General features: G+C 48.9%; 3 protein-coding genes, 2 tRNA genes and 5 rRNA genes. 9 read left to right on the top strand and 1 reads right to left on the bottom strand.

Translation table 11 applies throughout. The features are described 5' to 3' along the window. Positions 1 to 35: 35 nt before the first annotated feature. Positions 36 to 716 (top strand): Dph6-related ATP pyrophosphatase, encoded by a 681-nt coding sequence (locus tag U9J37_RS10475; RefSeq protein WP_322413811.1) that lies wholly within the window; start codon positions 36 to 38, stop codon positions 714 to 716. 36 nt (positions 717 to 752) lie between these two features. Beyond that, entirely contained in the window at positions 753 to 1,541 is a 789-nt protein-coding gene (murI, locus tag U9J37_RS10470; RefSeq protein ID WP_039474614.1) for a glutamate racemase, read from the top strand. Here murI and U9J37_RS10465 read toward each other — a convergent pair. After that, on the bottom strand, positions 1,507 to 1,956 hold the full coding sequence (locus tag U9J37_RS10465; RefSeq protein WP_038193553.1) for an RNA recognition motif domain-containing protein: 450 nt from the start codon (positions 1,954 to 1,956) through the stop codon (positions 1,507 to 1,509). The genes murI and U9J37_RS10465 overlap by 35 nt on opposite strands. Before the next feature lie 554 nt (positions 1,957 to 2,510). Between U9J37_RS10465 and U9J37_RS10460 the strand changes: the two genes are divergently transcribed. The 7 genes from U9J37_RS10460 to U9J37_RS10430 all read left to right on the top strand — a co-directional run bounded on the left by U9J37_RS10460 (position 2,511) and on the right by U9J37_RS10430 (position 12,759). Then, positions 2,511 to 4,062 (top strand): 16S ribosomal RNA (locus U9J37_RS10460). 284 nt (positions 4,063 to 4,346) lie between these two features. Further along, a 23S ribosomal RNA gene (locus U9J37_RS10455) occupies positions 4,347 to 7,235 on the top strand. Between the two features lie 90 nt (positions 7,236 to 7,325). After that, positions 7,326 to 7,441 (top strand): 5S ribosomal RNA (gene rrf, locus U9J37_RS10450). Between the two features lie 318 nt (positions 7,442 to 7,759). After that, a 16S ribosomal RNA gene (locus U9J37_RS10445) occupies positions 7,760 to 9,311 on the top strand. A gap of 95 nt (positions 9,312 to 9,406) precedes the next feature. Next, a tRNA-Ala gene (locus U9J37_RS10440) sits at positions 9,407 to 9,482 on the top strand. A 20-nt stretch (positions 9,483 to 9,502) separates the two neighbouring features. Then, positions 9,503 to 9,578 (top strand) — tRNA-Glu (locus tag U9J37_RS10435). Between the two features lie 292 nt (positions 9,579 to 9,870). After that, positions 9,871 to 12,759, top strand: a 23S ribosomal RNA gene (locus U9J37_RS10430). Together the 16S, 23S and 5S rRNA genes with 2 tRNA genes alongside form the textbook arrangement of a ribosomal RNA operon. Positions 12,760 to 12,834 lie beyond the last annotated feature (75 nt).

Here is a 12,834-nt window from a genome sequence, read left to right as displayed (position 1 = left end):
TTCGGGCGGTTTTTTCTTACCGATAGATAAACAGTATGAAAAACAACGTCATCATCAGTTGGTCGAGCGGAAAAGATTCGACCTTAGTACTGGAGAGGCTTCGAGATAACCCAGAGTTTAATGTGGTCGCCCTCTATACTACCTATGTGAAAGATGAAGTGCCTTTCCAAGCAACGCCTCTTCATGTGTTGGATATGCAGGCCCAATTACTGCAATTACCTTTGATTAAAGTTGAACTACCAGAAACCTTTCCTCCCAATGAAGTATACCAAGCACGAATTGTTGAAAGCTTGAAGGCGAGTGGGATCGAAATAGATGCTGTTGCGTTTGGTGACATGTTCTGCAATGGCATTGCTGATTATCGCCGTAGCTATATCGAACCTGCTGGCTGGCAGTGTTTATTCCCCTTAATGGGGGAGGAGAGTGAAAAACTGGCGCAAGAAATTCTTCAGCGAGGAATACAGACCCTTGTTGTTACCACTGATGGTAACGCTCTGAGTCAGCAGTTTTGCGGTCAGTGGTATAGCCAAGAGTTTCTAACAGCACTTCCTGATAACGTCGATCCTTGTGGTGAAAATGGAGAATTACATACCTTAGTGACGCAGACTCGAAGTTATCAAGGTTGTATCGAGGTAACACCTACGCATATAGATAGTGATGGACGCTTCTCATATCAACGTTATACGGCCAAGAGATTGCCAAAAACGCCGAACTGAGTATGATTGCCACATCTCTTATCGTGGGTAACTCAAGTGTCGAATCATTCAAATATCCTTATCTTTGACTCTGGTGTAGGCGGACTGTCGGTTTTCCAAGAAATTGCCAATAAGCTTCCGCATCTTAACTATACCTATATCTTCGATAATGAAGCGTACCCTTATGGTGAGTTAGCCCATGATACTTTGATTGCGAGAGTCGAAAAGCTTATTGGCCGTCTCGTTGAAGAAAAAGACATTGATCTGGTGGTTATCGCTTGTAATACCGCAAGTACGATCGTCCTTCCTACGCTTCGCTCTCAATTAACTATTCCTGTCGTTGGCGTGGTACCGGCCATAAAGCCAGCTTCCAATATGGCGAATAAGGCCGTCGGCTTAATCGCAACCCCTGCGACAGTGACAAGAGAATATACTCACGATCTTATCCGTAGTTTCTCTCAAAGTAAGCCAGTAGAAATGCTTGGCTCGACACGGCTGGTTGATATGGCAGAAGAGAAACTACGTGGCAAAGCTATCTGCTTGGATGAACTCACTAATATATTAGAACCGCTTCGTCATCATATTGATGTAGCAGTATTAGGGTGTACTCATTTCCCTCTTATTAAAGAGGAGATTCAGAGTGTGCTTGGGCAGTCAGTGTTGCTGGTGGACTCAGGTGAAGCTATTGCCAGAAGAGTAGAAGCGCTTCTTGGTGTGAATAAACAAGAGAAGTGTGGAGAAAGGAGTATTTTTTCAACCGCTCCCCCTTGGGAAGAGGGAGCATTGAATCGAGCACTAAACCAATTACAGTTTAGCTCTGTTCAGCATTATCCGCTGAAGATTTAGGGTCGTTAGCAATGCGCACTTTCAGTGTGCGTTGCATGTATTCATTTTCATTTAACGCTTCAATCGCTTTCGGTGCATCGGCTGCAGCCATCACGACGAAACCAAAACCTCGTCTTTTACCTGTTCGTTTATCTTTCATTAATCGGACCGCGAACACCTCACCATGTTTAGAAAATAATTCCTTAACGTTAGACTCGTTTGCTTTATATGGCAGGTTGCCCACGTAGAGCGTGTTAGTGGATGGGTCGTTATGTGGCTCGTCGATTGGAGTGGTGTTCGAAAATTTGATAACAAAAGCGCAAGCAAAAACACCAATCACAAAACTAATAGCAGGTGATAACGCGACCTGCGAAAAGAGGATTGCACCTATGATTGCGACGGCGACAATCATTAAGGTCGATTTGTTTGAATTCATATTGGAATACAACTGTTGGTTTACTAAAAAAACGGTATCTACTGTTAACAAAATAGACACAGAGATATTACGTATATGGTTGTCGTTTTTCCAACGCATTGATGTGACATGACTCAAATGTTGAAATTTTATTCTATTTCAACCGTTTTGATTTCTTTTTGAGCAAATAAAAATTAATTTCAAAAAAACACTTGTCATCCGTTCAGACCTCCCTATAATGCCGCCTCACCGACATGGAGTGAGACGAAAGTCACAAACCGCTCGGTAAGAGAGAAAAGAAAGTTTGAAATAACGCTTGACTCTCAAATCGGGAAGCGTAAGATACGCACCCCTAGCAACACGGTGTTAAGCCAAGAGGTTGTTAGAAAAAGCTCTTTAAAAATATAAACCTATCAATCTGTGTGGGCACTCGTTGATGATAATCCAAATAGTTTCTTCGGAAACAATTTAGGTTTCAATGAAACGAAGTGACCATTGAATCTTCGGATTCAGCACAGTCAATTCAAACATTACTTTATGTAATGTTCAGTATTCATTGAGCCGAACAAAATCTTAAATTGAAGAGTTTGATCATGGCTCAGATTGAACGCTGGCGGCAGGCCTAACACATGCAAGTCGAGCGGAAACGAGTTATCTGAACCTTCGGGGAACGATAACGGCGTCGAGCGGCGGACGGGTGAGTAATGCCTGGGAAATTGCCCTGATGTGGGGGATAACCATTGGAAACGATGGCTAATACCGCATAATAGCTTCGGCTCAAAGAGGGGGACCTTCGGGCCTCTCGCGTCAGGATATGCCCAGGTGGGATTAGCTAGTTGGTGAGGTAAGGGCTCACCAAGGCGACGATCCCTAGCTGGTCTGAGAGGATGATCAGCCACACTGGAACTGAGACACGGTCCAGACTCCTACGGGAGGCAGCAGTGGGGAATATTGCACAATGGGCGCAAGCCTGATGCAGCCATGCCGCGTGTATGAAGAAGGCCTTCGGGTTGTAAAGTACTTTCAGTAGTGAGGAAGGTGTTGTCGTTAATAGCGGCATCATTTGACGTTAGCTGCAGAAGAAGCACCGGCTAACTCCGTGCCAGCAGCCGCGGTAATACGGAGGGTGCGAGCGTTAATCGGAATTACTGGGCGTAAAGCGCATGCAGGTGGTTTGTTAAGTCAGATGTGAAAGCCCGGGGCTCAACCTCGGAATTGCATTTGAAACTGGCAGACTAGAGTACTGTAGAGGGGGGTAGAATTTCAGGTGTAGCGGTGAAATGCGTAGAGATCTGAAGGAATACCGGTGGCGAAGGCGGCCCCCTGGACAGATACTGACACTCAGATGCGAAAGCGTGGGGAGCAAACAGGATTAGATACCCTGGTAGTCCACGCCGTAAACGATGTCTACTTGGAGGTTGTGGCCTTGAGCCGTGGCTTTCGGAGCTAACGCGTTAAGTAGACCGCCTGGGGAGTACGGTCGCAAGATTAAAACTCAAATGAATTGACGGGGGCCCGCACAAGCGGTGGAGCATGTGGTTTAATTCGATGCAACGCGAAGAACCTTACCTACTCTTGACATCCTCAGAAGCTTGTAGAGATACGAGTGTGCCTTCGGGAACTGAGAGACAGGTGCTGCATGGCTGTCGTCAGCTCGTGTTGTGAAATGTTGGGTTAAGTCCCGCAACGAGCGCAACCCTTATCCTTGTTTGCCAGCACTTCGGGTGGGAACTCCAGGGAGACTGCCGGTGATAAACCGGAGGAAGGTGGGGACGACGTCAAGTCATCATGGCCCTTACGAGTAGGGCTACACACGTGCTACAATGGCGCATACAGAGGGCAGCCAACTTGCGAGAGTGAGCGAATCCCAAAAAGTGCGTCGTAGTCCGGATTGGAGTCTGCAACTCGACTCCATGAAGTCGGAATCGCTAGTAATCGTGGATCAGAATGCCACGGTGAATACGTTCCCGGGCCTTGTACACACCGCCCGTCACACCATGGGAGTGGGCTGCAAAAGAAGTGGGTAGTTTAACCTTCGGGGGGACGCTCACCACTTTGTGGTTCATGACTGGGGTGAAGTCGTAACAAGGTAGCGCTAGGGGAACCTGGCGCTGGATCACCTCCTTATACGATGATTATTGCGATGAGTGTTCACACAGATTGATGGTTTTGAAGCGTAAGCTTCGAGCTATTATTGCTCTTTAACAATTTGGAAAGCTGACAAAACAATCCTTGTCTTTAAATAGATAGGAAATTGTTTGTAAAGTTCTCAATGTTTGTCTTTATAGACAAACACCAATACAACACATTCAAGTGTTCTTGGAATTTGAGTCCGGCAAAATCGTGTCTGCACATGTATAAAAATGCAGACAACTTTGGTTAGTTGACTAGAAGACCCTTTGGGGTTGTATGGTTAAGTGACTAAGCGTACACGGTGGATGCCTTGGCAGTCAGAGGCGATGAAGGACGTATTAACTTGCGATAAGCCCAGATTAGGTAGTAAAAACCATTTGAGTCTGGGATTTCCGAATGGGGAAACCCACTTACATAAGTAAGTATCGTTATGTGAATACATAGCATAACGAGGCGAACCGGGGGAACTGAAACATCTAAGTACCCCGAGGAAAAGAAATCAACCGAGATTCCGAAAGTAGCGGCGAGCGAAATTGGACTAGCCCTTAAGCTTTACACACGTTAGACGAACGGTCTGGAAAGTCCGACGATACAGGGTGATAGTCCCGTAGTTGACGATGTGTGTTCAGTGAAATCGAGTAGGGCGGGACACGTGATATCCTGTCTGAATATGGGGGGACCATCCTCCAAGGCTAAATACTACTGACTGACCGATAGTGAACCAGTACCGTGAGGGAAAGGCGAAAAGAACCCCTGTGAGGGGAGTGAAATAGAACCTGAAACCGTGTACGTACAAGCAGTAGGAGCACCTTCGTGGTGTGACTGCGTACCTTTTGTATAATGGGTCAGCGACTTATATTCAGTAGCAAGGTTAACCATCTAGGGGAGCCGTAGAGAAATCGAGTCTTAACTGGGCGTCGAGTTGCTGGATATAGACCCGAAACCAGGTGATCTAGCCATGGGCAGGTTGAAGGTTGAGTAACATCAACTGGAGGACCGAACCGACTAATGTTGAAAAATTAGCGGATGACTTGTGGCTAGGGGTGAAAGGCCAATCAAACCTGGAGATAGCTGGTTCTCCCCGAAATCTATTTAGGTAGAGCCTCGGATGAATACTACTGGGGGTAGAGCACTGTTAAGGCTAGGGGGTCATCCCGACTTACCAACCCTTTGCAAACTCCGAATACCAGTAAGTACTATCCGGGAGACACACGGCGGGTGCTAACGTCCGTCGTGGAGAGGGAAACAACCCAGACCGCCAGCTAAGGTCCCAAATTATAGCTAAGTGGGAAACGATGTGGGAAGGCTTAGACAGCTAGGATGTTGGCTTAGAAGCAGCCATCATTTAAAGAAAGCGTAATAGCTCACTAGTCGAGTCGGCCTGCGCGGAAGATGTAACGGGGCTAAGCTATAAACCGAAGCTGCGGCAATGACTTTTAGTCATTGGGTAGGGGAGCGTTCTGTAAGCCGTTGAAGGTGTGTTGTAAAGCATGCTGGAGGTATCAGAAGTGCGAATGCTGACATGAGTAACGATAAAGGGGGTGAAAAACCTCCTCGCCGGAAGACCAAGGGTTCCTGTCCAACGTTAATCGGGGCAGGGTAAGTCGACCCCTAAGGCGAGGCCGAAAGGCGTAGTCGATGGGAAACGGGTTAATATTCCCGTACTTCTTACAATTGCGATGGGGGGACGGAGAAGGCTAGGTGGGCCTGGCGACGGTTGTCCAGGTTCAAGTGCGTAGGCTTGAGAGTTAGGTAAATCCGGCTCTCTTTAAGGCTGAGACACGACGTCGAGCACCTACGGGTGTGAAGTCATTGATGCCATGCTTCCAGGAAAAGCCTCTAAGCTTCAGATTGTAAGGAATCGTACCCCAAACCGACACAGGTGGTCGGGTAGAGAATACCAAGGCGCTTGAGAGAACTCGGGTGAAGGAACTAGGCAAAATGGTACCGTAACTTCGGGAGAAGGTACGCTCTTGACGGTGAAGTCCCTTGCGGATGGAGCTATTGAGAGTCGCAGATACCAGGTGGCTGCAACTGTTTATTAAAAACACAGCACTGTGCAAAATCGTAAGATGACGTATACGGTGTGACGCCTGCCCGGTGCCGGAAGGTTAATTGATGGGGTTAGTGCTTGCACGAAGCTCTTGATCGAAGCCCCGGTAAACGGCGGCCGTAACTATAACGGTCCTAAGGTAGCGAAATTCCTTGTCGGGTAAGTTCCGACCTGCACGAATGGCGTAATGATGGCCACGCTGTCTCCACCCGAGACTCAGTGAAATTGAAATCGCTGTGAAGATGCAGTGTACCCGCGGCTAGACGGAAAGACCCCGTGAACCTTTACTACAGCTTGGCACTGAACATTGACCCTACATGTGTAGGATAGGTGGGAGGCTTTGAACCCGGTACGCCAGTATCGGTGGAGCCGTCCTTGAAATACCACCCTTGTAGTGTTGATGTTCTAACGTTGACCCCTCATCGGGGTTGCGGACAGTGCCTGGTGGGTAGTTTGACTGGGGCGGTCTCCTCCCAAAGAGTAACGGAGGAGCACGAAGGTGGGCTAATCACGGTTGGACATCGTGAGGTTAGTGCAATGGCATAAGCCCGCTTGACTGCGAGAATGACAATTCGAGCAGGTGCGAAAGCAGGTCATAGTGATCCGGTGGTTCTGAATGGAAGGGCCATCGCTCAACGGATAAAAGGTACTCCGGGGATAACAGGCTGATACCGCCCAAGAGTTCATATCGACGGCGGTGTTTGGCACCTCGATGTCGGCTCATCACATCCTGGGGCTGAAGTCGGTCCCAAGGGTATGGCTGTTCGCCATTTAAAGTGGTACGCGAGCTGGGTTTAGAACGTCGTGAGACAGTTCGGTCCCTATCTGCCGTGGGCGTTGGAAGATTGAAGGGGGCTGCTCCTAGTACGAGAGGACCGGAGTGGACGAACCTCTGGTGTTCGGGTTGTGTCGCCAGACGCATTGCCCGGTAGCTAAGTTCGGAATCGATAACCGCTGAAAGCATCTAAGCGGGAAGCGAGCCCTGAGATGAGTCTTCCCTGACTCCTTGAGAGTCCTAAAGGGTTGTTCGAGACTAGAACGTTGATAGGCAGGGTGTGTAAGCGTTGTGAGGCGTTGAGCTAACCTGTACTAATTGCCCGTGAGGCTTAACCATACAACACCCAAAGGGTTTTGATGGACTCGATACAAGAATTACTTGATTGTGTTTTGAGAGCACAAACAGCTTTCCAGATTAAAGAATTTGCTTGGCGACCATAGCGATTTGGACCCACCTGATTCCATGCCGAACTCAGAAGTGAAACGAATTAGCGCCGATGGTAGTGTGGGGCTTCCCCATGTGAGAGTAGGACATCGCCAGGCTTTAATTTCGACTTTGCTTATTTACTAAGCAAGTCACCATAAAGTTCTAAAAAAGTTTAGAGTTTTATGTTGACTTCAACAGTCAATCGCGTATTATACGCGTCCTGCTTAAGTGCTAAGGCACTGAAAGCAAAGCTCTTTAACAATATAAACCTATCAATCTGTGTGGGCACTCGTTGATGATAATCCAAATAGTTTCTTCGGAAACAATTTAGGTTTCAATGAAACGAAGTGACCAACGAGTCGCAAGACTCAGCACAGTCAATTCAAACATTACTTTATGTAATGTTCAGTATTCATTGAGCCGAACAAAATCTTAAATTGAAGAGTTTGATCATGGCTCAGATTGAACGCTGGCGGCAGGCCTAACACATGCAAGTCGAGCGGAAACGAGTTATCTGAACCTTCGGGGAACGATAACGGCGTCGAGCGGCGGACGGGTGAGTAATGCCTGGGAAATTGCCCTGATGTGGGGGATAACCATTGGAAACGATGGCTAATACCGCATAATAGCTTCGGCTCAAAGAGGGGGACCTTCGGGCCTCTCGCGTCAGGATATGCCCAGGTGGGATTAGCTAGTTGGTGAGGTAAGGGCTCACCAAGGCGACGATCCCTAGCTGGTCTGAGAGGATGATCAGCCACACTGGAACTGAGACACGGTCCAGACTCCTACGGGAGGCAGCAGTGGGGAATATTGCACAATGGGCGCAAGCCTGATGCAGCCATGCCGCGTGTATGAAGAAGGCCTTCGGGTTGTAAAGTACTTTCAGCAGTGAGGAAGGTGTTGTCGTTAATAGCGGCATCATTTGACGTTAGCTGCAGAAGAAGCACCGGCTAACTCCGTGCCAGCAGCCGCGGTAATACGGAGGGTGCGAGCGTTAATCGGAATTACTGGGCGTAAAGCGCATGCAGGTGGTTTGTTAAGTCAGATGTGAAAGCCCGGGGCTCAACCTCGGAATTGCATTTGAAACTGGCAGACTAGAGTACTGTAGAGGGGGGTAGAATTTCAGGTGTAGCGGTGAAATGCGTAGAGATCTGAAGGAATACCGGTGGCGAAGGCGGCCCCCTGGACAGATACTGACACTCAGATGCGAAAGCGTGGGGAGCAAACAGGATTAGATACCCTGGTAGTCCACGCCGTAAACGATGTCTACTTGGAGGTTGTGGCCTTGAGCCGTGGCTTTCGGAGCTAACGCGTTAAGTAGACCGCCTGGGGAGTACGGTCGCAAGATTAAAACTCAAATGAATTGACGGGGGCCCGCACAAGCGGTGGAGCATGTGGTTTAATTCGATGCAACGCGAAGAACCTTACCTACTCTTGACATCCTCAGAAGCTTGTAGAGATACGAGTGTGCCTTCGGGAACTGAGAGACAGGTGCTGCATGGCTGTCGTCAGCTCGTGTTGTGAAATGTTGGGTTAAGTCCCGCAACGAGCGCAACCCTTATCCTTGTTTGCCAGCACTTCGGGTGGGAACTCCAGGGAGACTGCCGGTGATAAACCGGAGGAAGGTGGGGACGACGTCAAGTCATCATGGCCCTTACGAGTAGGGCTACACACGTGCTACAATGGCGCATACAGAGGGCGGCCAACTTGCGAGAGTGAGCGAATCCCAAAAAGTGCGTCGTAGTCCGGATTGGAGTCTGCAACTCGACTCCATGAAGTCGGAATCGCTAGTAATCGTGGATCAGAATGCCACGGTGAATACGTTCCCGGGCCTTGTACACACCGCCCGTCACACCATGGGAGTGGGCTGCAAAAGAAGTGGGTAGTTTAACCTTCGGGGGGACGCTCACCACTTTGTGGTTCATGACTGGGGTGAAGTCGTAACAAGGTAGCGCTAGGGGAACCTGGCGCTGGATCACCTCCTTATACGATGATTATTGCGATGAGTGTTCACACAGATTGACATGGTTTAGTTCAGAGCAAAGGATTGGTTCTGCATAGAATGCTGAAGCAATTTATGTGGGGCTATAGCTCAGCTGGGAGAGCGCTTCGCTGGCAGCGAAGAGGTCATCGGTTCGATCCCGATTAGCTCCACCACTAGTTTTACATCCTACTGTGTCCCGTTCGTCTAGAGGCCTAGGACACCGCCCTTTCACGGCGGTAACAGGGGTTCGACTCCCCTACGGGATACCATCTTTAAGTGCATTTCTAATAGTGCTTTTAAAAATGGTTGCTTCTTAGGAAGTGATTAGCTCTTTAACAATTTGGAAAGCTGACAAATCAACAAATTATTGTTGATTGTAAAGTTCTCAATGTTTGTCTTTATGACAAACACCAATACAACACATTCAAGTGTTCTTGGCTTTTGTCTTACTTTTCTAAAGTAAGGTAGAAGAAAAATTGAGTCCGGCAAAATCGTGTCTGCACATGTATAAAAATGCAGACAACTTTGGTTAGTTGACTAGAAGACCCTTTGGGGTTGTATGGTTAAGTGACTAAGCGTACACGGTGGATGCCTTGGCAGTCAGAGGCGATGAAGGACGTATTAACTTGCGATAAGCCCAGATTAGGTAGTAAAAACCATTTGAGTCTGGGATTTCCGAATGGGGAAACCCACTTACATAAGTAAGTATCGTTATGTGAATACATAGCATAACGAGGCGAACCGGGGGAACTGAAACATCTAAGTACCCCGAGGAAAAGAAATCAACCGAGATTCCGAAAGTAGCGGCGAGCGAAATTGGACTAGCCCTTAAGCTTTACACACGTTAGACGAACGGTCTGGAAAGTCCGACGATACAGGGTGATAGTCCCGTAGTTGACGATGTGTGTTCAGTGAAATCGAGTAGGGCGGGACACGTGATATCCTGTCTGAATATGGGGGGACCATCCTCCAAGGCTAAATACTACTGACTGACCGATAGTGAACCAGTACCGTGAGGGAAAGGCGAAAAGAACCCCTGTGAGGGGAGTGAAATAGAACCTGAAACCGTGTACGTACAAGCAGTAGGAGCACCTTCGTGGTGTGACTGCGTACCTTTTGTATAATGGGTCAGCGACTTATATTCAGTAGCAAGGTTAACCATCTAGGGGAGCCGTAGAGAAATCGAGTCTTAACTGGGCGTCGAGTTGCTGGATATAGACCCGAAACCAGGTGATCTAGCCATGGGCAGGTTGAAGGTTGAGTAACATCAACTGGAGGACCGAACCGACTAATGTTGAAAAATTAGCGGATGACTTGTGGCTAGGGGTGAAAGGCCAATCAAACCTGGAGATAGCTGGTTCTCCCCGAAATCTATTTAGGTAGAGCCTCGGATGAATACTACTGGGGGTAGAGCACTGTTAAGGCTAGGGGGTCATCCCGACTTACCAACCCTTTGCAAACTCCGAATACCAGTAAGTACTATCCGGGAGACACACGGCGGGTGCTAACGTCCGTCGTGGAGAGGGAAACAACCCAGACCGCCAGCTAAGGTCCCAAATTATAGCTAAGTGGGAAACGATGTGGGAAGGCTTAGACAGCTAGGATGTTGGCTTAGAAGCAGCCATCATTTAAAGAAAGCGTAATAGCTCACTAGTCGAGTCGGCCTGCGCGGAAGATGTAACGGGGCTAAGCTATAAACCGAAGCTGCGGCAATGACTTTTAGTCATTGGGTAGGGGAGCGTTCTGTAAGCCGTTGAAGGTGTGTTGTAAAGCATGCTGGAGGTATCAGAAGTGCGAATGCTGACATGAGTAACGATAAAGGGGGTGAAAAACCTCCTCGCCGGAAGACCAAGGGTTCCTGTCCAACGTTAATCGGGGCAGGGTAAGTCGACCCCTAAGGCGAGGCCGAAAGGCGTAGTCGATGGGAAACGGGTTAATATTCCCGTACTTCTTACAATTGCGATGGGGGGACGGAGAAGGCTAGGTGGGCCTGGCGACGGTTGTCCAGGTTCAAGTGCGTAGGCTTGAGAGTTAGGTAAATCCGGCTCTCTTTAAGGCTGAGACACGACGTCGAGCACCTACGGGTGTGAAGTCATTGATGCCATGCTTCCAGGAAAAGCCTCTAAGCTTCAGATTGTAAGGAATCGTACCCCAAACCGACACAGGTGGTCGGGTAGAGAATACCAAGGCGCTTGAGAGAACTCGGGTGAAGGAACTAGGCAAAATGGTACCGTAACTTCGGGAGAAGGTACGCTCTTGACGGTGAAGTCCCTTGCGGATGGAGCTATTGAGAGTCGCAGATACCAGGTGGCTGCAACTGTTTATTAAAAACACAGCACTGTGCAAAATCGTAAGATGACGTATACGGTGTGACGCCTGCCCGGTGCCGGAAGGTTAATTGATGGGGTTAGTGCTTGCACGAAGCTCTTGATCGAAGCCCCGGTAAACGGCGGCCGTAACTATAACGGTCCTAAGGTAGCGAAATTCCTTGTCGGGTAAGTTCCGACCTGCACGAATGGCGTAATGATGGCCACGCTGTCTCCACCCGAGACTCAGTGAAATTGAAATCGCTGTGAAGATGCAGTGTACCCGCGGCTAGACGGAAAGACCCCGTGAACCTTTACTACAGCTTGGCACTGAACATTGACCCTACATGTGTAGGATAGGTGGGAGGCTTTGAACCCGGTACGCCAGTATCGGTGGAGCCGTCCTTGAAATACCACCCTTGTAGTGTTGATGTTCTAACGTTGACCCCTCATCGGGGTTGCGGACAGTGCCTGGTGGGTAGTTTGACTGGGGCGGTCTCCTCCCAAAGAGTAACGGAGGAGCACGAAGGTGGGCTAATCACGGTTGGACATCGTGAGGTTAGTGCAATGGCATAAGCCCGCTTGACTGCGAGAATGACAATTCGAGCAGGTGCGAAAGCAGGTCATAGTGATCCGGTGGTTCTGAATGGAAGGGCCATCGCTCAACGGATAAAAGGTACTCCGGGGATAACAGGCTGATACCGCCCAAGAGTTCATATCGACGGCGGTGTTTGGCACCTCGATGTCGGCTCATCACATCCTGGGGCTGAAGTCGGTCCCAAGGGTATGGCTGTTCGCCATTTAAAGTGGTACGCGAGCTGGGTTTAGAACGTCGTGAGACAGTTCGGTCCCTATCTGCCGTGGGCGTTGGAAGATTGAAGGGGGCTGCTCCTAGTACGAGAGGACCGGAGTGGACGAACCTCTGGTGTTCGGGTTGTGTCGCCAGACGCATTGCCCGGTAGCTAAGTTCGGAATCGATAACCGCTGAAAGCATCTAAGCGGGAAGCGAGCCCTGAGATGAGTCTTCCCTGACTCCTTGAGAGTCCTAAAGGGTTGTTCGAGACTAGAACGTTGATAGGCAGGGTGTGTAAGCGTTGTGAGGCGTTGAGCTAACCTGTACTAATTGCCCGTGAGGCTTAACCATACAACACCCAAAGGGTTTTGATGGACTCGATACAAGAATTACTTGATTGTGTTTTGAGAGCACAAACAGCTTTCC

Origin of the sequence: Vibrio sp. 16, assembly GCF_963681195.1 — a bacterium.
Classification (GTDB): Bacteria; Pseudomonadota; Gammaproteobacteria; order Enterobacterales; family Vibrionaceae; genus Vibrio; species Vibrio sinaloensis_D.
The sequence above is the reverse complement of the archived record's forward strand: the minus strand, read 5'-3'. Positions and strand labels throughout refer to the sequence as shown.